The organism is Corynebacterium poyangense (assembly GCF_014522205.1).
Lineage (GTDB): Bacteria > Actinomycetota > Actinomycetes > Mycobacteriales > Mycobacteriaceae > Corynebacterium > Corynebacterium poyangense.
The window spans coordinates 508,447-528,256 of sequence record NZ_CP046884.1 but is presented as its reverse complement, the minus strand read 5'-3'; the positions used below and the strand labels follow the sequence as shown (position 1 = coordinate 528,256).

Annotated in this window: 22 protein-coding genes and 1 pseudogene; 13 read left to right on the top strand and 10 right to left on the bottom strand. The window is 54.1% G+C overall.

Features of this window, described 5'->3' with window-relative positions; genetic code table 11:
* Positions 1-73: 73 nt before the first annotated feature.
* The 11 genes from GP475_RS02530 to GP475_RS02480 all read left to right on the top strand — a co-directional run bounded on the left by GP475_RS02530 (position 74) and on the right by GP475_RS02480 (position 11,215).
* Entirely contained in the window at positions 74-331 is a 258-nt protein-coding gene (locus GP475_RS02530; RefSeq protein WP_187975093.1) for a hypothetical protein, read from the top strand.
* Positions 332-358: 27 nt separating this feature from the next.
* Positions 359-1,432, top strand: a complete 1,074-nt coding sequence (locus GP475_RS02525) for a FecCD family ABC transporter permease (protein ID WP_187975092.1) — start codon at positions 359-361, stop codon at positions 1,430-1,432.
* A complete protein-coding gene (locus tag GP475_RS02520; protein WP_187975091.1) occupies positions 1,432-2,532 on the top strand; it encodes a FecCD family ABC transporter permease in 1,101 nt (366 codons plus the stop codon). The genes GP475_RS02525 and GP475_RS02520 overlap by 1 nt, the downstream gene beginning before the upstream one ends.
* Positions 2,529-3,305, top strand: a complete 777-nt coding sequence (locus GP475_RS02515; RefSeq protein ID WP_187975090.1) for an ABC transporter ATP-binding protein — start codon at positions 2,529-2,531, stop codon at positions 3,303-3,305. Before GP475_RS02520 ends, GP475_RS02515 begins: the two co-directional genes overlap by 4 nt.
* A gap of 148 nt (positions 3,306-3,453) precedes the next feature.
* Positions 3,454-4,818, top strand: coding sequence for an MFS transporter (locus tag GP475_RS02510; protein WP_187975089.1), 1,365 nt, complete (start codon positions 3,454-3,456; stop codon positions 4,816-4,818).
* Positions 4,819-4,856: 38 nt separating this feature from the next.
* Positions 4,857-6,563, top strand: coding sequence for a bifunctional 3-(3-hydroxy-phenyl)propionate/3-hydroxycinnamic acid hydroxylase MhpA (gene mhpA / locus GP475_RS02505; RefSeq protein ID WP_187975088.1), 1,707 nt, complete (start codon positions 4,857-4,859; stop codon positions 6,561-6,563).
* Positions 6,564-6,607: 44 nt separating this feature from the next.
* Positions 6,608-7,546, top strand: coding sequence for a 3-carboxyethylcatechol 2,3-dioxygenase (locus GP475_RS02500; protein ID WP_187975087.1), 939 nt, complete (start codon positions 6,608-6,610; stop codon positions 7,544-7,546).
* A gap of 18 nt (positions 7,547-7,564) precedes the next feature.
* Positions 7,565-8,353, top strand: a complete 789-nt coding sequence (locus GP475_RS02495) for a 2-keto-4-pentenoate hydratase (RefSeq protein WP_187975086.1) — start codon at positions 7,565-7,567, stop codon at positions 8,351-8,353.
* Between the two features lie 33 nt (positions 8,354-8,386).
* Positions 8,387-9,322 (top strand): acetaldehyde dehydrogenase (acetylating), encoded by a 936-nt coding sequence (locus GP475_RS02490; RefSeq protein ID WP_187975085.1) that lies wholly within the window; start codon positions 8,387-8,389, stop codon positions 9,320-9,322.
* Positions 9,279-10,334: a 4-hydroxy-2-oxovalerate aldolase gene (dmpG, locus tag GP475_RS02485; RefSeq protein ID WP_187975084.1), complete on the top strand. Its 1,056-nt coding sequence runs from the start codon at positions 9,279-9,281 to the stop codon at positions 10,332-10,334. The genes GP475_RS02490 and dmpG overlap by 44 nt, the downstream gene beginning before the upstream one ends.
* A 26-nt stretch (positions 10,335-10,360) precedes the next feature.
* Complete coding sequence (locus tag GP475_RS02480; protein ID WP_187975083.1) at positions 10,361-11,215, top strand: alpha/beta fold hydrolase; 855 nt, start codon at positions 10,361-10,363, stop codon at positions 11,213-11,215.
* A gap of 74 nt (positions 11,216-11,289) precedes the next feature.
* Here GP475_RS02480 and GP475_RS02475 read toward each other — a convergent pair whose 3' ends face one another.
* The 10 genes and pseudogenes from GP475_RS02475 to rpsH form a co-directional block, all read right to left on the bottom strand.
* Positions 11,290-12,033 (bottom strand): L,D-transpeptidase, encoded by a 744-nt coding sequence (locus GP475_RS02475; RefSeq protein ID WP_187975082.1) that lies wholly within the window; start codon positions 12,031-12,033, stop codon positions 11,290-11,292.
* Between the two features lie 32 nt (positions 12,034-12,065).
* Positions 12,066-12,872: a type I methionyl aminopeptidase gene (map, locus tag GP475_RS02470; protein WP_187975081.1), complete on the bottom strand. Its 807-nt coding sequence runs from the start codon at positions 12,870-12,872 to the stop codon at positions 12,066-12,068.
* Positions 12,873-12,983: 111 nt separating this feature from the next.
* Entirely contained in the window at positions 12,984-13,532 is a 549-nt protein-coding gene (locus GP475_RS02465) for an adenylate kinase (protein WP_187975080.1), read from the bottom strand.
* A complete protein-coding gene (gene secY, locus GP475_RS02460; RefSeq protein ID WP_187975079.1) occupies positions 13,529-14,848 on the bottom strand; it encodes a preprotein translocase subunit SecY in 1,320 nt (439 codons plus the stop codon). The genes GP475_RS02465 and secY overlap by 4 nt, the downstream gene beginning before the upstream one ends.
* Before the next feature lie 629 nt (positions 14,849-15,477).
* Positions 15,478-15,930 (bottom strand): 50S ribosomal protein L15, encoded by a 453-nt coding sequence (gene rplO / locus GP475_RS02455; RefSeq protein WP_187975078.1) that lies wholly within the window; start codon positions 15,928-15,930, stop codon positions 15,478-15,480.
* Between the two features lie 7 nt (positions 15,931-15,937).
* Positions 15,938-16,123: a 50S ribosomal protein L30 gene (gene rpmD, locus GP475_RS02450; RefSeq protein WP_187975077.1), complete on the bottom strand. Its 186-nt coding sequence runs from the start codon at positions 16,121-16,123 to the stop codon at positions 15,938-15,940.
* Positions 16,124-16,127: 4 nt separating this feature from the next.
* Positions 16,128-16,736 (bottom strand): annotated as a pseudogene (gene rpsE / locus GP475_RS02445) (30S ribosomal protein S5); the annotation flags it as partial.
* Positions 16,737-16,776: 40 nt separating this feature from the next.
* Positions 16,777-17,181: a 50S ribosomal protein L18 gene (rplR, locus tag GP475_RS02440; protein ID WP_187975075.1), complete on the bottom strand. Its 405-nt coding sequence runs from the start codon at positions 17,179-17,181 to the stop codon at positions 16,777-16,779.
* 3 nt (positions 17,182-17,184) lie between these two features.
* Positions 17,185-17,721 (bottom strand): 50S ribosomal protein L6, encoded by a 537-nt coding sequence (rplF, locus tag GP475_RS02435; RefSeq protein ID WP_187975074.1) that lies wholly within the window; start codon positions 17,719-17,721, stop codon positions 17,185-17,187.
* 17 nt (positions 17,722-17,738) lie between these two features.
* The gene (gene rpsH / locus GP475_RS02430) at positions 17,739-18,137 is read right to left on the bottom strand and encodes a 30S ribosomal protein S8 (protein ID WP_187975073.1); all 399 of its coding nucleotides are present in this window, start codon (positions 18,135-18,137) and stop codon (positions 17,739-17,741) included.
* Between the two features lie 302 nt (positions 18,138-18,439).
* Between rpsH and GP475_RS02425 the strand changes: the two genes are divergently transcribed.
* Positions 18,440-18,742, top strand: coding sequence for a DUF6457 domain-containing protein (locus GP475_RS02425; RefSeq protein WP_187975072.1), 303 nt, complete (start codon positions 18,440-18,442; stop codon positions 18,740-18,742).
* On the top strand, positions 18,729-19,568 hold the full coding sequence (fdhD, locus tag GP475_RS02420) for a formate dehydrogenase accessory sulfurtransferase FdhD (protein WP_187975071.1): 840 nt from the start codon (positions 18,729-18,731) through the stop codon (positions 19,566-19,568). Before GP475_RS02425 ends, fdhD begins: the two co-directional genes overlap by 14 nt.
* Positions 19,569-19,810: the final 242 nt, after the last annotated feature.

Here is a 19,810-nt window from a genome sequence, read left to right as displayed (position 1 = left end):
ATTGAGGATCGAATTATCCAATGACTAGCTGTACTCGCGGGAATTTGCACCGACAACAACTTTCTGGAGTCGAGTGAGAGCTTGCCTAAGAGACTACGCGAAAGACCATCCTGAGATTCTCGGTGAACCAGGTGATACTGGCAAAGAGGCCGATACAGCTGGGCTGTGGCGCGCACTCACAGCCGCTGAGTTCCGTCATTCCACCCTGAATCGTCTCCAGATGCTTAATCCTAAAGCGATGATTGACCTTGCTGACCAGGCTTCTGGATTGATCTACGCCGGGACGTTACCTAATCCTTTGGCACATATCAGTCCACATATAGAGTCCTAAAAATTTTAGGATAGGCTTAACATTATTATGACGGCTACTTGTTCCTATTCGGGCCACCCAGGCTCCAATTCTCCTACCCGATTAAGAAGAAACCGGCTCCTAGGCTTGCTTGTGATCGGGCTTATCTTGCTAGTTACTTGCTTAGCTAGCATGAGTCTTGGCGCTCGTGAGATTCCCTTACGCGAAGTATGGGAGACTCTTCCACAACTTCCCACCCTCGTGGAACACCCAGAGACCGCACACGCAGATGAACAAGTTATCAGCGAGCTGCGGCTACCCCGCACCGTGCTCGGACTAGTGGTTGGCTCAGCACTAGGAGTAGCAGGCACCCTGATCCAGGGTCACACTCGCAATCCCTTAGCCGACCCCGGCATGATCGGGATTTCGGCAGGAGCTGCCCTGGCTGTCGTCACCGCTTTTTCCTTCTTCGGGGTAAGCTCTATTTCTCTTACCGCAATCATCGCCTTCGCCGGAGCTATCCTAGCCACCGCCGCAGTCTTCGGTCTGGCCACCTTAGGTCGCGGAACCTTAAACCCGATAACCCTCATCCTCGGTGGCGCAGCCATCACCGCTGTCCTTACCTCTATCACCAGCGCTTTAGTCCTCCTCGATGAACAAAATTTGGATCGTATGCGCTTTTGGACTGTGGGCTCCCTCACCGGTAGAGATCTCACCATCTTTTGGGGAGTATTGCCATTCATTGCCCTCGGCCTCATCCTGGCTTTGGCCACTGCCCCAACAGTGAACGTGCTTAACCTTGGGCAAGAGGCCGCAACGGCTCTGGGAGTCAATACCCATCAGGCGCGTATTTTTGGGATGTTTCTTATCGCACTTCTCGCCGGCGCAGCCACAGCAGCCGCCGGCTCCATCGGCTTTATCGGTCTTGTTATCCCTCACATATCCCGAGCGCTCTGCGGGTCAGATTATCGATGGATCGTCCCCTATTCAGCATTAATCGGCCCCATCATTCTTCTCAGCGCAGACATAGTGGGAAGGTTCGTCGCTCGCCCTGGCGAGGTTCAAGTGGGAATCATCCTGGCTCTCGTCGGGGCCCCCTTCTTCATGTACCTTATCTATCGCAATAAGGTGGTGACGCTCTGATGCCACCACTCACCTGGATTCAGAAAACCAAGATCGCTAGCCGACCTGCTTTTCGCGTCGGACCTATTTCTTCGGTGTGGCGACCTTGGCCCCTAGGCGTAACCTTCCTTCTCGGAACTGCGGCGATCATTCTTTTGTCTATCTCCCTTGGAATTGGTGACTACCCCCTGAGCATCCCGGAAGTACTTCGGATCCTCGTCCTCGGAGATGGAAGCCGTTTGGAACGAATCGCGGTCTTAGAGTGGCGGCTTCCCCGGGCGCTCACCGCTATTGTGGTTGGTTCCGCACTGGGATTATCTGGAGCGCTTACCCAATCAGTGACCCGAAATCCTCTGGCCAGTCCGGATATCCTCGGGATCACCATGGGTGCGTCAGCCGCTGCGGTGGGTGTGATTACACTCAGCGGACGTTCCGGGGTGATCGGTTCTCTCGCTGGGTGGCTCGGCGCAGTGGGGTTGCCCACCGCAGCGCTTTTCGGAGGTGTGCTTACCGGCGCGCTCATGTGGGCCCTGGCCTGGAAAAACGGTTTGGACCCTTTCCGACTCGTGCTGGTCGGAATTATTCTGTCGGCGGTTTTGAACGCGGCCATCAGTTTTCTCCTCATCAGAGCAAGTTTGAAGGATGCCACCACGGCGCAGTTCTGGTTAGCGGGTTCTCTCAGCGCCTCAAATTGGGATCGCACCATTCCTATCACCCTGGTGCTCATCCTGTGCATTCCATTGATCCTGTGGATGGCTTTTGGCGTGGTGGCCAGCAGTCTAGGTCGAGACATTGCTTATGCGCTGGGCCAAAATGTCACCATCCAACAAGGTGTTTTCCTCCTCATCGCGGTCATTCTTGCCGCAGTAGCAGTCGCAGCAGCTGGACCCATTGGTTTTGTCGCCTTCGTGGCGCCACAGTTGGCCCTGAGACTATGCCGCTTAGCTACTCCCCCATTGATCGCCTCAGCTCTGATGGGCGCGGTGCTCCTTCTTGCTGCTGATGTCCTCACTCAAGTGGTGCTGCCCGGTGAGCTTCCCGTCGGCCTTCTCACCTCCACGCTCGGTGGCGTCTTCCTTGTATATTTGCTGATCAACACCAGCCGAAAGACCTCCCTATGAGTATGAGTATTTCTGCCAAAAATCTCACTGTCGCCTATGGCGAAAAGACCATTCTCTCGGGGGTGGATATTTCCTTTCCCGCCGGGCGCGTGAGCACAATTATTGGACCCAACGGTTGCGGCAAGTCCACTCTGCTTAAGTCAGTAGCACGCATCATCCCCGCCCAAAGCGGCAGCATCGAGGTAGGGGGTGACGATGCCCTGGCAATGAAAAGGCGGCAGCTGGCTAAAAAGATTGCTCTTCTTCCGCAAACTCCGATGGCTCCTCCCGGATTGCCTGTGGCTGACCTGGTGGCTCGGGGCCGTCACCCGCATCAATCATGGATTCGGCAGTGGTCCGCTACCGATGAAGAGGTTGTCTATACAGCTTTGAAATTCACCGGTTCTGAGGATCTAGCCGACCAACCTATTGATGCGCTCTCCGGCGGACAACGCCAGCGAGTGTGGATTTCAATGGTCTTAGCCCAAAACACCGATGTGCTTTTCCTCGATGAACCCACCACCTATCTCGACCTTTCTCACTCCATTGAGGTTCTCAACCTGGTGCAGCACCTCAAAAAGACTCTGGGCAGAACCATCGTTATGGTGCTCCATGATCTAAATCTCGCGGTGCGCTACTCAGATCACCTCGTAGTCATGGCTCAAGGGAGAATCCTCGCCGAAGGAACCCCCCAAGACATCATGATCCCCCAGCTTCTAGAGCAGGTATTTGGGCTCGACGCCCTGGTGGTCGAAGATCCAGCTGTCGGAGGACCATTGATTGTGCCACGCTAGATAGGCGTCGGACTATAAAAACCACCATTTTTCGGGAGGAAACATAAGGTTGCGTTTCACTCAGCGGAACACGAGGTACGCATATCGCACACCGTAGCTCACAATGACCCTAGTCACCTTTTAGGAAGATTAGGAGTCACACCTCACTATGACCACAGTTTCTGTGCCTCATCCTGAACAATCGCCCCCTCAGCCGACGCCACAAACCTCTGATAAAGAGCGGCGAAGGACTCTGATCTCAAGTTTTCTCGGCTCCACCGTGGAATACTATGATTTTCTTCTCTACGGTGCCGCGGCAGGTTTAGTTTTCCCCCACCTCTTCTTCGATAAGAACATCGATCCCTTCCTCGGACAATTGTTCTCCTACATGACCTTGTTCACCGGTTACCTTGCTCGACCCGTGGGAGGTTTGATTTTTGGTCACCTCGGTGACCGGCATGGTCGGAAAAACATTCTCTTCGTCACCCTTATGGTGATGGGGCTGGTTTCTATTGCCATCGGCCTCTTACCCACCTACGCCACCATCGGTGTAGCTGCCCCCATCACCTTGGTTCTGCTACGCATGATTCAGGGCTTGGCCGTGGGCGGCGAATGGGCCGGCGCCACCTTGATGGCCGCCGAACATGCCAAAGCTAAATCCCGCGGTATTGCCGCTTCCATTGCTGTATCCGGCGGCCCCGCTGGCGCCGTACTTTCCACCCTGGTTCTAGGTATTTTCGCTGGTCTTCCCCAGGAACAATTCCTTTCCTGGGGGTGGCGCATACCCTTCCTTCTGTCCGCACTCCTCGTCATTATCGGCCTCTACATGCGGTACCAGCTCACTGAATCCCCAGAATTCGAAGCAGCAAAAGCCGCTGGTCACGTTGAAACCGGCGTGCCTTTAAAGAGAATTTTCACGGTCTACCCCAAGCAAACAATTCTCGCCGCTCTCGCTATCACCGGTTCCCTATTCATCCAGGCGCTCATGGCGGTAGCCGTGGTTCCGTATCTGGTTGATCACGGCCTCATAGAACAGCAGCCTGCACTCATGATGCTGACTTTCTCAGCCTTCCTCCACATTTTCGCGATCCCCTTCTTCGCCTGGCTGTCCGACAGAGTGGGCCGCAAGCGAGTAATGCTCCTCGGCGCGGCTATTTCCATCGCTTTGATCTTCCCGATGTTCGCCGCCTTTAACTCTGGAAACTCCCTCCTCATATTCTTCGGTTTCATCCTCGGTAACCCCATCATCCAGGCCTCCATGTACGGCCCTGTTGGTGCTTTCCTTGCCGAGCGCTTCGCTCCAGAAGACCGCTACACCGGAGTCTCGGTCACCTACCAATTAGGTTCAGTCCTCGGCGCTGGGCTAGCCCCCATCATTTCCTCAACGCTTCTCCATCTCAACAACGGCTGGGGCACGACAAATATCGCGTTGTATTTCATCGCTCTCATGGTGATCAGCGCTCTCTGCGTCGTACTTGATGACACCCCAAATAGGGAGAAAACCCGCGTTATCGATGCTTCTGAACCGGTTTAAAAACTCTTCGCAACGTAAAGAAATAGAAAGGATTCATCATGGATGCAGATGTCATTATCGTAGGAGCCGGCCCGACCGGTCTTTCGCTTGCCAACCTTTTGGGTCAACGAGGCAACAAAGTGCTGCTGCTCGAAAAGCGCGCTGAACTCATTGATTACCCCCGTGGGGTGGGCCTGGATGACGAATCATTCCGCACTATTCAGCAAATGGGTTTGGTTGATGAAGTCACCCCCTTCACCATCCCGCACCACATCATGCGGTTGGTGGATGGTCGCGGGAATGTCATTATGACTAATCACCCCCAGGGTCGCCCTTTTGGCTGGGCCAGGAAATTCGGTTTCCTTCAGCCCTTGGTGGACCGTGCCATATTCGACGGTCTTCAGCGGTTTGAGAATGTCACCGTGGAATTCGGTAAAGAACTCTCCGGTATCAGCGAAGACGGTGATCGCGTCACGATCACCGCACGCAGCGTCAGCGGCGAAGAGGGAGAAAATCGCAGCGATGAGATGACCACCTACACCGCCCGGTATTTGGTGGGCTGCGAAGGCGGACGATCATTCACCCGGAAGTGGATGGGGGTTGATTTTGAAGGTAAATCTCCATCAACCCGCTGGGTAGTGGTGGACTGTAATAACGATCCTCTTGGTTTCCCCAATGTCTATCTCGGTGCCGACCCTAAACGCCCCTATGTGTCCATTGGTTTACCTCGCGGCGTTCGTCGATTTGAATTCATGCTGTTTGAGGATGAGCCCAGTGAAAAGGTAGAGGATGATGCATTCGTCGCAGAGTTACTGGACAATCATCTCCCGGAAGGCACCCAACTCGATATCATCCGACGCCGGGTCTTTACCCACCATGGGCGCATCGCTACAGATTTCCGACAAGGCCGTGTACTTATCGCAGGAGATGCTGCTCATCTCATGCCGGTCTGGATGGGACAAGGCTTCAATTCAGGAATTCGAGATGTCACCAACCTCGCGTGGAAATTGGATGCCGTTATTAAAGGCACCGCTGCTGATGCGTTATTAGACACCTACGTGGTGGAACGTCGTGATCACGCCAAAGCGATGGTAGACCTGTCTATGGCCTTCGGATCAATCATTAAACCCACCAATAGGCAGGTGGCTTTTCTGCGGGACAACGTCGCCAAGGCAGTCAATCTGTTCCCTCAAGCCAAGGCGTATTTCGAAGATATGCGGTTTAAGCCCATGCCCCGCTATGGTCGTGGCGCCGTAGTAGACCAAGAAAAGTTGACCTCAGGAAGCGCTGCTCGTACCAATAGCACTTCGCGCCTACCGCGCCTTATCCCAACTCGCAACGCCCTCGTCAAGCGTTCCCCTGTCGGCTCCCAATTTATCCAACCCACAGTGGAACACAACGGCACCAACGTACTCCTTGATGAGGTTTTCGGCCTAGGTTTCGCGATCATTTCCTGGGGTATTGATCCCGCCCGGTTATTCTCCGCTGAACAAATCCAACAGCTTCAAGCGCAGAATGTTCGCCTCATTTGTGCGGTATCACCCACCCAAGTTGCGTGGGCCCAGCAGCACTGCGAAGAAAATGACACCGAAGTCCGCGCCGAGGTGGTTGCTGATATTTCCGGCGACTTGAAGAACTGGTTCGACGTCCACAGCGTAGGCACTGCTTTCGTCCGCCCAGATCGCTTTACCGCCGCGGCCTGTCTGAATACCGACGTCCCCCGCGCCTGGCGCGCTTTAGTCACAGCCGCCTCACTGAATGTCTAAACACCCACTCCCCCTACATCTTTCCTGAAAGGATGCTTTTTACCATGTCAGTTGCTCTTTTGGCTATGTCACATAGCCCCTTACTTCACCACAACCCTCCCGCCCCTGATGTTCAACAAGGGTTGGACGAAGCAATGGCCAAAGCAAAACAGTTCGTCCATGATTTTGACCCTGACCTCGTGGTAGTTTTCTGGCCTGATCATTTCAACGGGTTCTTCTATGAGCTCATGCCCCAGTTTTGCATTGGCTACCAGGCCTTTGGCACCGGAGACTATAACTCCTTTGACCAGGATTTAACTATTCCGGAACAACTTTCAGAGGAACTAGCCCAGTTTGTCTTAGACCACGATGTAGATGTTGCTATTTCCCGTCGCATGGAAGTTGATCACGGTGCAGTCCAGGCGCTAGAGATGCTCTACGACGGAGCCGTGGGCGCTAAACCAGTGATCCCGATCTATATCAACGGTGTTGCTCGTCCTTTTGCGCCCACCCGTCGAATTCGTCAACTGGGTCAAGCCGTCGGAGAATTCTTTAAAACCACAGACAAGAAGGTTCTTTTTATCTCCTCCGGTGGTCTTTCCCATGACCCACCACTTCCTCGCTGGGATGAAGCTACCCCCGAACAACGCGCTCTTCTTCTTTCTCGTGAGGCTCGCACCTCGGAAACCCGCGCCGCCCGAGAAGCCAGAGTTATTGAAACGGGTAAGAAATTTGCCGCTGGTGAAGCCGACATCATGGACATCAACCCCGAGTGGGATCGCCAATTCATGGCTGATTGCCGATCTGGAAACCCGGAACGTTTTGACCAGTACTACTTTGCAGACATGGATGCTCAAGCTGGTCATTCTTCTCATGAGGTCCGCACCTGGATGGCAGGGTTCTCTGCGCTCCATGCGGTGAATCCCAGCTATACCGTGGACTTTGAATATTACGAACCGATCCCGGAGTTTATCGCCGGATTCGGCATCATGACTGCCCGTTAATACTGAAAGAGAGTTTTCATGACCTCCCCCCGTGATGAAGCGCTCCGCACGGTTGCCGAAGAATTATTTGCTGTCTATGACACCAAAGAGCCGGTTACCCCGCCGCGTACATCCATACCTGGGCTTTCCTTGGAGTCCGCCTACCGTATTCAACAGTTCCAAGAAGACATGTTTCTTGCCCGTGGAGATCGGATTGCCGGACGAAAGATCGGTTTGACTTCTCGAGCCATGCAGGAACAACTCGGGGTTGATAGCCCAGATTTCGGTTTCTTCACTGATCAGATGTGTCTTCAAGGACAAGACACCATCTCAGCAGATCGTTTCCTTGCCCCCAAAGTGGAACCAGAATTGGCCTTCCACCTGGGAACTTCGCTTAACCCCGGCGCCAACCTGGAGGAGATTTCTGCAGCAATTTCAGGGTGCTACCTCGCTGTTGAAATCATTGATTCCCGAGTCAAAGATTGGGATATTCAGCTCGTCGATACCGTGGCTGATAATGCCTCGTGCGGAGCGGTGGTGCTGTCCGATCAACCAGTAGATATTGCGCTTGAGGATCTCTCGTCGGTCTCACTCACTATGTATCGCAACTCCGTCGCTGTTGGAAGTGGAACGGGGACCGCAGTGATGGGTAACCCCATCAAACCTTTGGAGTGGCTCAATAACACCCTCTCGTCTCTGGGAACCCCACTACAAGCCGGAGACATCATTTTGACCGGGAGCTTCTGTGCTGCCGCCCCCTTAGCAGCCGGTGATCTCATTGAGGTGGATTACGGCCCGTACGGAACCCTCCGTCTTCACTGCGTCTAAGAGGTGCACGAACCCTAAGAATTAGGAATACTCATGACAAAAAAGATGACAGCCGCCATTGTCGGCTCTGGAAATATCGGTACTGATTTACTCTTCAAACTCCAGCGCAGCTCTAACAATGTTGAACCGGTGTATATGGTCGGAGTGGATCCCCAATCTGCTGGTTTGGCAAGAGCTAAAGACCTCGGTATCACGGTCAGCGCCCAGGGGGTAGATTGGCTTTTGGCTCAAGATGACCTCCCTGATTTGGTGTTTGAGGCGACGTCTGCTGGCGCGCACTTAGCTCATGCCCCCCGCTACCAAGAAGCCGGCATCCGGGCTATTGATCTCACCCCCGCAGCCGTCGGACCTTATCTGTGTCCTTCAGTGAACCTCGATCAACTAGAAACTGTTGACAATGTCAACATGATTACCTGCGGTGGACAGGCCACTACTCCTATTGTGGCTGCAGTCACACAAGAGGTTGAGGTTGCTTATGCTGAGATCGTTGCGTCGATCTCCTCGAAATCTGCTGGTCCTGGCACGAGAGCCAATGTTGATGAGTTCACGGAAACGACGGCCGCTGCGCTCCGTGACGTAGCTGGAGCACAGCGGTCTAAGGCCATCATCATTCTTAATCCAGTAGAACCACCCATGTTGATGCGCAATACGGTGTATTGTTCTCTGCCCCCGGAGGCCGCAGTACCTGGGGAACTCCAAGAAAGAATCAAAGAATCTATCAATCGCATGGTGGAAAAGGTGCGGTCTTATGTGCCGGGGTATCGCCTGACAGCGGAACCGCAATTTGATGAGGCTCGTCCAGAATGGCGAGACTTGGGGCGAGTCACCGTGCTCATCGAGGTCAAAGGCGCCGGTGATTTTCTCCCTGAATACGCCGGAAACCTGGACATTATCACCAGCGCTGCAGTTGCTACTGCTGACCACTATGTTGAATTACTTCGCACTAGCTCTGAGAAGGCGGGTCGATAACGTGACTTCCCCACACATCCGAATTAATGACACCACACTTCGAGATGGGTCCCATGCGGTTCGTCATCAGTACACCAAGGAACAAGTCCGAAGCATCGTGAGAGCGCTCGACGACGCCGGAGTCACAATGATTGAAGTCACCCACGGCGACGGACTCGGCGGTTCTTCCTTCAACTATGGTTTTTCCCGAACTTCTGACCTAGATCTCATCGAAGTAGCAGCTGAAGAAGCTAAGCAAGCAAAAATTGCAGCTCTTCTTCTCCCTGGTTTGGGCGTGATTGATGATCTTAAAGAAGCTCATCATCGAGGGGCCTCGATGGTCCGCATCGCTACCCACTGCACGGAAGCCGATATTTCTATCCAGCATTTCCAGGCAGCCAGAGAACTCGGCATGGAAACCGGTGGATTCCTCATGCTGTCACATCGAATCCCTCCGAAGGAATTGGCCCAACAGGCCCGCATTATGGTGAATGCCGGTTGCCAATGTGTCTTCGTGGTGGATTCTGCCGGCTCTTTGATTTTGGATGAGGCCGCGGACCGCGTGAAAGCACTCGTCGATGAAATTGGAGATGACGCCCAGGTTGGATTCCACGGCCACCAAAACATGTCTTTCGGGGTAGCTAATTCCGTGTTGGCGGTTCGCCAAGGCGCCCAACAAATTGATGGTTCCTTGGCTGGTTTAGGTGCTGGAGCTGGAAACTCTCCTACTGAAGTTCTAGCGGTTGCCTTTGAACGCCTCGGGGTTCCGACCGGAATTGATGTCGAAAAAATTCTTGATGCAGCTGATCTGCTTAAAGGAATGGTCAGTTCCTTACCGTCCATGGACCGCGGGTCAATAGTTCAAGGGCAGATGGGGGTCTATAACTCATTCCTCCTTCATGCTCAACGAGCAGCTGAAAGATACGGCATCCCGGCTCAAGATATTCTCCGCGAGGTAGGACGTCGGGGTTATGTCGGCGGTCAAGAAGACATGATCATCGACGTTGCTGTCAGCTTGAAAGAACAACAATAATCTCATTGATATAAGGAGTTTTCGCTATGTCGACAACCGAAATTCCGCAATATACTACTGATCCATTCTTCAACTTGGAAGATAAGTGGATTGAAACCCAGGATGGTGAGCTTACTCACTACCATGAACTTGGTGAAGGCACCCCCATCCTGTTCCTCCATGGTTCCGGTACTGGGGTGACGGCAGCTGCCAACTGGTGGCTCAACCTCCCCCAGATCGCTGAGGTTGGCCGTTGTATCGCTATCGACTCCATTGGATATGGACAATCTATTACCGCACCGGGAACCGAGTATGGGATCAAAGAGTGGGTGCGTCATGCGGTGAGAGTGCTCGACGCCCTGGGGATCGAAAAAACATGGATCGTCGGCAATTCACTGGGTGGTTGGTTAGCTTTTCAGTTTGCGCTGGATTTCCCGGAGCGGTTGCTCGGTATCGTTTCTATGGGAACTGGTGGGGCAAAACTTACCAAGGCATTGAAGGGGCATTCCAACCCGACTCTGACCCCAGAAGGTATCCGTGACACCTTAGAGCTTTTCGTCGTCGATAAAAGCCTGGTTACCGATGAATTGGTGCAGCTTCGCTATGAATCCGCGTTAAATGACACGGCGTCGGACCGTCTTAAAGAGGTAGTCAGTGCCCGCGATCGGGACCGCACTGAACTTCCCCTGGATTTTGAGCGTTTAGCTCAGCTGGATATCCCCGTGTTGCTTATCCACGGAGTGCAAGACGCAGTTATTCCGGTCCAACGGACCTGGGATTTACTCAACACTATCCCCCATGCCGATGCTCATATTTTCTCCCAATGCGGGCATTGGTCCCAGGTGGAGCGATCTACAGAGTTTAATGAAGTGATTATCAATTACCTCAAGCACCACTGTTAAACCGCTCCTCTCATGGCTAAACCCGGAACCTGACAATCACGTTCCGGGTTTAGCTAGGTGTAGATAGCAGTAATCTAGTACACGTAGACGGTGTCGCCTACCTCAAGATTGTTGAAATAGTGAATTGCATCCTGCTGGCTGAGGTGAATACACCCTGCCGAAGGTACATTGACGTCACCCTCGTGGAAAGCAATCCCCGTGTTGGTGAAGTACACCGAGTACGGCATCGGGGCATTGTTGAACTCGTGGCTGATTTCATCCTTAACCTTGCGGGTCACCGTGTAAGTGCCCTTAGGGGTAGGAGTGCCGGCGGCGCCAGAAGAAATCGGCACATCTCCATAGGTCACCTGACCATTTTCCTGCAACCAGGAACGGTGCCCTTCCAGATCAATACATGCCTTCGCAGCGGCCGGACATACGGAATGATCCCCGGGGGCGTTAGTCACCGGAGCTGCCGGCTCCAGTTGAACTGGGGCCGGGGTCAATTCGGCAATCATTCCGGGGTAAATAGCCTCTACCACACCATCAATAGCTTGGCTAGCTTGCTGTGAGGAACCCTCAGGCAGTTGTTGAGCCTGGGATTGCCAGTAATTACGGTTGTTCCAGACCCAGTCCCGAGCTTGATGGTCTAACTGGGCAGCAGCTTGATCCGGGGTTGGAAGCTGCGGAACATTAAGTTGCGGAAGCTGCGGTACTTCCACAGCGGCAGCGTTGGCGGGATTAAGTGCAATACCTGCCGCTACCGCACCAGAAGAGGCAACGATAGTGACACGCTGCTTAGTCTTGGACGGCTTAGCATGACGAGGCTTATAGGACATGTCACGGACTATAACACATGCACCGGAGCTTTTTAGTTTTGCCCTCCCACACGCGGGGTGAGAATCCTCGGCCCAGAGGACGTAGCAGCTACGGTGTGCTCCCAATGAGACGCGACCCCGCCATCTACGGTTACCACCGTCCATCCGTCGGATAACTCCTCGTTTTCCCCGCTCCCGAGACACAACATAGGCTCTATTGCTAGGACTGACCCCTCTAAAATTCGGGGGCCGCGCCCTCCTCTACCTTCATTTGGTACGAAGGGATCCTCATGCATGTTCCGCCCAATGCCGTGTCCCCCATAGCCTTCAACTATGCCCAAGATCACACCGAAGCGTTGCTCAGCCGCATGAGTTGCTTCTTGCACCGCATGAGAAATATCGGTCAGTCTATTCCCCGGCATCATTTTCTTCATCGCTTGTTCTAGCACCCATTCGGTTGCTTTATTTAAGGCATCAACCTCATCCGCAACCTCCCCTACCCCAAACGTGAGGGCAGAATCCCCCACCCACCCGTCGAGGGTTGCCCCACAATCTATGGAGACTAAATCACCATCATCTAGATAGCGCTCCGGTGAGGGGATCCCGTGAACAATAACTTCATTGACTGAAGCGCAGATCGACGCCGGGAAGCCCTCGTACCCCAGGAAGGTAGGAATAGCCCCGGAATCACGGATGACGGTTTCTGCAATGAGATCTAGGTCCTTCGTGCTTACTCCCGGCTTCGCTGCCTCGCGAACTGTAGTGAGTGCGTGTCCAACAATCTCTCCGGCAGCTTGCATAGCATCTAATTCACCTGGAGTACGCGGGGTGATGACGCGCGATTTGCGGCGAAATCCCATCAGGTTTTCTCCTTCGTAGAAAAACCCGGCTACCGAGGCGGTTCGGTGCCGGGGTAAAGCATTGGCGGGTATCGCTTGAGGGGACGGTATTTTATCCCCGATCCAGAAGTCCTAGGAACGACCAAGCGCTGTCATCGCGCGGTCATTGATCTCTTCTACGCTACCTTCAGCGTCGATATTGATAATCCGATCCCCATAATGATCGATTAACGGTGCGGTTTCTTCACGGTAGACACCAAGGCGGGTACGGATGGTGTTCTCATTATCATCAGCACGGCCGCGAGCGAGCATCCGCTCAACCACAACATCTTCAGAAACATTGAAGTTGAGTACGCCGTCGAGTTTATGACCCTGCTTAGCCAGCAGCTCCTCAAGGATATCCGCTTGCTCTACGGTGCGGGGGAAGCCGTCGAGCAAAAATCCCTGCTCAGTATCGGATTCAGCTAAGCGAGATTCCACCATCCGCGCAGTAACATCGGTAGGAACTAACTTACCGGCATCAATGTACTGCTTGGCTTCAATCCCCAACGGCGTTCCTTCTCCGATGTTGGCGCGGAAAAGATCACCCGTGGAAATGTGCGGAATTCCCAGCTTCTCGGAGAGGAGTGCAGCTTGGGTACCTTTGCCGGCACCGGGGGGACCGAGGAGGACGAGTCTCATTTCAACAATCCTTCGTAGTTACTTTGCAGTAGTTGGCTTTCAATCTGTTTGACGGTTGTTAGTGCCACCGAAACCATAATCAGGATCGCTGTACCACCAAAACCTGTCATCCCTGATGATACGTCACCCACGCCTAGGTCTAGGGCAATATTCGGTAAAACAGCGATGATTCCCAAATAAGCAGCACCAACGAACAACAACCGATTCATAACAAAACCGAGGTATTGCGCCGTGGGCCGGCCTGGGCGGATCCCGGGAATAAATCCGCCGTACTTCTTCATATTGTCGGCCTGATCATTCGGATCATATTGCACTGAGACGTAGAAATAGGAGAAGAAGACGATGAGCACGAAATACAGCACAATGTATTGCCACGATGACGGCGATTGCAGATACTGAATGACGTTGCGCTGCCACCAGTTATCCGAGGGAGCCAAATGCCCAGACTGAATAATTTGGGTAATCAGCACCGGCATATAGATCAGTGAGGAAGCGAAGATCACCGGGATAACACCGGCTTGATTCACCTTGAGCGGCAGATAGGTAGAGGTACCGCCGTATTGACGGCGCCCAACCATACGCTTGGCATATTGCACGGGGATCCGTCGTTGCCCTTGTTCCACAAAGACGACGCCGATGACCAGGATGACTACCGCCACGGTTACAGCGGCAAAAACTACCCCGCCAGAGTGAGCCAGAATTCTTGCGCCGTCGGTGGGCAGACGGGTGGCAATGCCGGCGAAAATCAGCAGGGACATGCCATTACCTACTCCCTTTTCGGTGATCAGCTCACCGAGCCACATCACCAAAATGGCACCCGATGTCATCACAATCACCAGAAGCACGAGATCCCACACTCCGTGCTCTTGGGCTAGTACCTGGACCCCTGGGCCGAGCAGTTGACCGCGAGAGGCCAAGGCCACTATGCCAGAAGATTGCATAGCCGCTAGTGCAAGAGTGAGGTATCGGGTGTACTGGGTCATTTTTGTTTGCCCAGATTGCCCCTCCTTCTTTAATTCCTCGAACTTCGGAATTACGACAGTCAGCAGCTGCACAATAATTGAGGCCGTAATATATGGCATAATTCCGATTGCAAAAATAGATAGCTTGAGCAATGCACCGCCGGAGAAAAGGTTGATGGCGGTATAAAGCCCAGAGTCTTGCTCTAACTCGTGCAATCGGCTAGAGATGGACGCGTAATCGACGCCGGGCGAGGGAATCTGCGCACCAATGCGGTAGAGCACAATGAGGAAGATGGTCACAATGATCTTCCGGCGCAGATCCGCATCTTTAAAAGCGGAGATAATGGCGGACACTTATCCTCCTGGCCCCCTCGGCCTACCACGTGGCAAGGATCTCCACGAAGGCTCGACGTTAGGAGCTGGTTTTTCGCTTAACGGGGCCGGGCGGCTACGCCCGACACAGTGGACTTCACTACCCTACCAGCCCTAGGCTCACCGTCCTAGCTAGAACTCCCTCTTTCCTATTCCACCCGGTTCCGCCAAGTTTTCCCTAGGCATGTATTTTGGGCTCGGGAAGAGGTCTCGCCGCACTATCACTACCCGGTGTCCTTAGCAGCTGAGCGCCCCAAAAATCATCTCAAACACCTCATTTCTTGTCGATGACTGTGCGCTGATCAGTAAGAACTGCCGTTCCACTGGGAGGAGTGTGCCGAATCTTCTTCCCCGACACTCTAGCTTCGTAGTCATGATCTCTGAAATGCGGAAACTCACCCGCTTGATGCCACACCGCTTGGAGCCTAGAGGAAGTCACGTGACGGCCGCTGAGCAACGTCGCACTTTCGCGTCAGATGGTGCAGCGCCGATGAGAAGAAATTATCGGTTGTGAGTTTTTCAAGTTCGCTGCGCTTGAACCCATGCAGCTTTTCGATAGAAAAATCCCGGCTACCGCGTTACCGCAGTGCCGGGAGGATCAGGCAAAGTTTTTACTTGCCTTCAACGGTGACAGAGCCACCGGCTGCTTCAATCTTCTCACGGGCAGAGCCGGAGAATTTATCGGCAACCACGTTGACCTTCACGTTGATGTCACCATCGCCGAGGACCTTGACGGGTTGCTTCTTGCGCACCAGTCCCTTGGCCACCAAGTCAGCTTTGGTGATGTCGCCCCCCTCGGGGAATTTCTTTTCCAGATCACTAACGTTGACAACCTGGTATTCCACCCGATTCGGGTTCTTGAAGCCCTTGAGCTTCGGCAGACGCATGTGGATGGGCATTTGACCACCCTCGAATGCTGCCGAAACCTGCTTACGAGCTTTTGTACCTTTGGTACCACGGCCGGCGGTCTTACCTTTGGATGCTTCACCGCGACCAACTCGGGTCTTCGGCTTGTTGGCACCCTTGGCAGGACGCAGGTCGTGAAGCTTGATCGGTTCACTCATGGTTTATCTACTCTCCTGCCACTTCTTCGACGGAGACCAGGTGACGGACCACGTTGATCATGCCACGCACCTGTGCGGTATCCGGGCGAACTACGCTGTGGCGAATCCGCCGGAGACCGAGGCTCCGCAAGTTATCACGCTGCTTCGGGGTAGTACCGACAGTTCCCTTGAGCTGGGTGATCTTCAGTGCCATGCTTATGCCCCTGACCTGCGCGTGCACGCAGCAGTCGGGCCGGAGCGACCTCTTCAAGAGTCTTGCCACGGCGGGCAGCGACCTCTTCGGGACGCACCAGCTGCTTGAGGCCGGCCACAGTAGCGTGGACGACGTTAATAGCATTGTCGGAGCCCAGGGACTTCGACAAAATATCCTGAATACCGGCGCACTCTAGGACAGCACGCACGGCACCACCGGCAATAACCCCAGTACCGGGGGCTGCCGGACGCATCATCACGATGCCTGCGGAATCCTCACCTTGAACGGGGTGAGGAATGGTTCCGTTAATCATGGGAACCCGGAAGAAGTTCTTACGAGCCTCTTCGGCACCCTTTTGAATTGCAGCAGGAACTTCGCGGGCTTTACCGTAACCAACGCCAACTAGACCTTGGCCATCGCCCACGACCACGAGGGCGCTGAAGCTGAAGTTCTTACCACCTTTAACAACCTTGGAGACGCGGTTAATGGTTACCACGCGCTCCAGGTATTGGCTGCGCTCATCCTGCTGGCGGCGATCATTTCGTCCGCCGCGGCGCTCATTCTTGTTGTTGTCGGCGGAGCGTCCGCCGTCACGCCGTTCACGTCCCGGCATTACGCGATCCTTCCGTTGAGGTTCTGGGTCATGATGGTCATTAGAAATCTAGACCACCTTCACGTGCTGCATCAGCCAGAGCAGCTACGCGGCCATGATATTTATAACCGGCACGGTCAAATACGACCTTTTCGATGCCAGCAGCTTTGGCCCGCTCTGCGATGAGCTCTCCAACCTTTGCGCCCTTAGCTTTCTTGTCACCTTCCAAAGCGCGAATGTCAGCTTCCATGGTGGAGGCTGCGCACAGGGTGTGTCCGGCCAGGTCATCAATAACCTGGGCAGTCATGTGACGAGAGCTGCGGTGCACCACCAGACGAGGACGCTCCGGAGTACCTCGCAGAGTCTTCCGGATCCGGAAGTGGCGGCGAGCGCGAGCTTCACGACGGCGGGTGGAAATATCTTTACCCACCGGTACACGCTTCTCGTTATTTGCAGTATTGCTCATGCTTTACTTACCCGCCTTTCCGACTTTGCGCCGGATCTGCTCACCTTCGTAACGGATGCCCTTACCCTTATAAGGATCATCCTTCCGCAGCCGGCGGATGTTGGCAGCGATCTGCCCGACCTGCTGCTTGTTGATACCGGAGATGGAGAACTTGGTATTGCCATCGACGGCGAATTCCACGCCTTCCGGTGCCTCAATTAGGATCGGGTGGCTGTAACCAAGAGCAAACTCCAGGTTGTTGCCCTTCTTCTGAACACGGTAACCAACACCGAAGATTTCCATCTTAATGGTGTAGCCCTCGGTTACTCCGATGATCATGTTATTCACCAGGGACCGAGAAAGACCGTGCAGGGAACGGTTTTTACGGTGGTCATCCGGACGGGTAACCACAATTTGGTTGTCCTCAACGGCGACGCTGATCGGAGCCGGCACATCCAGGCTTAAAGTACCCTTCGGGCCTTTGACCTCTACGTGCTGGCCGTCGATTTTCGTTTCGACGCCGGACGGAATAGCAATCGGATTCTTACCGACACGCGACATTCTGTCTCACTCCTCCTTTACCAGACGTAGGCGAGGACTTCTCCGCCTACACCTTTCTCTTTCGCCTGGCGGTCAGTCAGTAGGCCATGGGAGGTGGAGATAATAGCCACACCCAGGCCACCGAGTACCTGCGGCAGGTTGGTGGACTTCGCGTACACACGCAGACCCGGCTTAGAAACACGACGCAATCCAGAGATAGAGCGTTCACGTTGCGGGCCATACTTAAGGTCGAGGGTCAAGCTCTTGCCAACTTTAGCGTCCTCAACCCGGTAGTCGCTGATGTAGCCTTCTTGCTTCAGGATCTCAGCAATATGCACCTTGAGCTTAGAAGAAGGCATCGACACAGAGTCGTGGTACGCGTGATTAGCGTTGCGCACGCGCGACAGCATGTCGGCGATAGGGTCAGTCATGGTCATATGAAGTGACCTTGTACCTTTCTCGTTACGGTTCCCCTACCCACCTGGCGTTCTCCGTGCATTCCGGGCCACTTCACGCTCCCCATATTCAATAACATGGGGCTCTCGCTGCCTCTGATCACACGGTCCGCATCCCGGCGGGGGGCCTATAACAAAGTAGGGATGAATACGTTCATGGATGTTCACAACACCTAAAAAGGCGCAGGAGTCCGTCGGAAAACATTACCTTTTTTCCACTAGATCTCCAAATCTCATCTGGCAGAGTGCGTCGAGGGGCCTTCCCACGGTCTAAGGTAGAGCCCATGAACGAACAGTCCGCACGCTTTTCGGAAGAACCTGCAGTAAAAACAGCCCGCGTTTGGCTCCATGCCGTTGCCCAGGATTTAGGGGTGTCTCCCGATCTCTTTGATCCGGTCATTCGAGATCTTTTGGATCTTACTCGCGACGTCGCCCACGGCCCCTCGCGCCCAGCTGCTCCACTCACCGCCTTTTTGGTGGGCCTAGCCAGCAACCAGCAGCAAGACACGCCTGAGACTTTAAAAGAGCGAATCACCCGAGTCCGAAACTTAGTCCAGCACTGGGAGAGTGACGATGGTCAGGCTTAGCCGCAGAGTCGCTACTCTCAGGCTTCGTCGGGACAGGGAATCCAACACTCATTGGCTGTTTGATCACCGGGCAGACGATGTCATAGTCGAGGAACCCCTGGAGGTTCGATCCCGCGGACAGGTCATTGCCACCACCATGCGCACACCTGGTCATGATATTGACTTCATTCATGGTTATCTGTTTTCCGAGGGCCTGATCGAACGAGCTGAGGATATTCGCGAAGCACGTTACTGCCCAGGCGCTATAGGCCCAGGCGGAACCAATACCTATAACGTCGTGGAGGTGGAATTATCCGGACGCAGATCTATTCCTATGGAGTTTATTCGTAGTTCGGTGACCACCTCAGCCTGCGGGGTGTGCGGCAGCAGCTCAGCAGAACAAATTATGGCGCGACGAGGTTACTCGCCGGTATCTCCGATTACTCCTCCCCCTGATCTTTTAGTGCACTTACCTCAGTTATTAAGAACTGAGCAAAAGGCATTTCGACGCACCGGCGGAGTTCACGCCGCAGGTGTCGCCACCACAGACGGTCAGCTGCACCTAGTCCGCGAAGATGTGGGCCGGCACAACGCAGCCGATAAGATCATTGGGGCAATGCTGCGCTCAGAAGAGATCCCCGCCTCCGGGAAAATCCTCGTCATGAGTTCGCGGGCCTCCTTTGAGCTGGTTCAAAAAGCTGTCCTGGCTGGTTTTTCTGGACTCGTAGCCGTATCTGCCGCCACCTCAGCCGCCGTCGAATTAGCTCGATCCGCAGGCTTGCTGCTAGTTGGCTTTACTCGCGATGATCGCTGCAATATCTACTCTGGAGACGTAGAAAGAATATAGGTAGCGCCCCAAGAGATCTCTGCGAAGGCTGCGTGACGTGAATTTCCGTCTCCTGGGCTTAGCACCAAGTATTTGGGCGGTGAACAAACTGCCGGCATTGTTGACCTCCTAACAGGGGTCAGCGTTAAGCTGCTAGACATCACTCACCCAAATCGTGATCGAGGGGTTGCCGTGCCCGACCTGAAGAGCCCGTGGGGTGGGACTCCTTGTTGGATTATCCTGCCGTGGTGCGTGCTGTCGAA

What these genes read in the sequence shown, in the direction of transcription:
- GP475_RS02525 (WP_187975092.1), top strand. Translation starts at nt 359, where the DNA reads ATGACGGCTACTTGTTCCTATTCGGGCCACCCAGGCTCCAATTCTCCT.
- GP475_RS02520 (WP_187975091.1), top strand. Translation starts at nt 1,432, where the DNA reads ATGCCACCACTCACCTGGATTCAGAAAACCAAGATCGCTAGCCGACCT.
- GP475_RS02515 (WP_187975090.1), top strand. Translation starts at nt 2,529, where the DNA reads ATGAGTATGAGTATTTCTGCCAAAAATCTCACTGTCGCCTATGGCGAA.
- GP475_RS02510 (WP_187975089.1), top strand. Translation starts at nt 3,454, where the DNA reads ATGACCACAGTTTCTGTGCCTCATCCTGAACAATCGCCCCCTCAGCCG.
- mhpA (WP_187975088.1), top strand. Translation starts at nt 4,857, where the DNA reads ATGGATGCAGATGTCATTATCGTAGGAGCCGGCCCGACCGGTCTTTCG.
- GP475_RS02500 (WP_187975087.1), top strand. Translation starts at nt 6,608, where the DNA reads ATGTCAGTTGCTCTTTTGGCTATGTCACATAGCCCCTTACTTCACCAC.
- GP475_RS02495 (WP_187975086.1), top strand. Translation starts at nt 7,565, where the DNA reads ATGACCTCCCCCCGTGATGAAGCGCTCCGCACGGTTGCCGAAGAATTA.
- GP475_RS02490 (WP_187975085.1), top strand. Translation starts at nt 8,387, where the DNA reads ATGACAAAAAAGATGACAGCCGCCATTGTCGGCTCTGGAAATATCGGT.
- dmpG (WP_187975084.1), top strand. Translation starts at nt 9,279, where the DNA reads ATGTTGAATTACTTCGCACTAGCTCTGAGAAGGCGGGTCGATAACGTG.
- GP475_RS02480 (WP_187975083.1), top strand. Translation starts at nt 10,361, where the DNA reads ATGTCGACAACCGAAATTCCGCAATATACTACTGATCCATTCTTCAAC.
- GP475_RS02475 (WP_187975082.1), bottom strand. Translation starts at nt 12,033, where the DNA reads ATGTCCTATAAGCCTCGTCATGCTAAGCCGTCCAAGACTAAGCAGCGT.
- map (WP_187975081.1), bottom strand. Translation starts at nt 12,872, where the DNA reads ATGGGATTTCGCCGCAAATCGCGCGTCATCACCCCGCGTACTCCAGGT.
- GP475_RS02465 (WP_187975080.1), bottom strand. Translation starts at nt 13,532, where the DNA reads ATGAGACTCGTCCTCCTCGGTCCCCCCGGTGCCGGCAAAGGTACCCAA.
- rplO (WP_187975078.1), bottom strand. Translation starts at nt 15,930, where the DNA reads ATGAGTGAACCGATCAAGCTTCACGACCTGCGTCCTGCCAAGGGTGCC.
- rpmD (WP_187975077.1), bottom strand. Translation starts at nt 16,123, where the DNA reads ATGGCACTGAAGATCACCCAGCTCAAGGGAACTGTCGGTACTACCCCG.
- rplR (WP_187975075.1), bottom strand. Translation starts at nt 17,181, where the DNA reads ATGAGCAATACTGCAAATAACGAGAAGCGTGTACCGGTGGGTAAAGAT.
- rplF (WP_187975074.1), bottom strand. Translation starts at nt 17,721, where the DNA reads ATGTCGCGTGTCGGTAAGAATCCGATTGCTATTCCGTCCGGCGTCGAA.
- rpsH (WP_187975073.1), bottom strand. Translation starts at nt 18,137, where the DNA reads ATGACCATGACTGACCCTATCGCCGACATGCTGTCGCGCGTGCGCAAC.
- GP475_RS02425 (WP_187975072.1), top strand. Translation starts at nt 18,440, where the DNA reads ATGAACGAACAGTCCGCACGCTTTTCGGAAGAACCTGCAGTAAAAACA.
- fdhD (WP_187975071.1), top strand. Translation starts at nt 18,729, where the DNA reads ATGGTCAGGCTTAGCCGCAGAGTCGCTACTCTCAGGCTTCGTCGGGAC.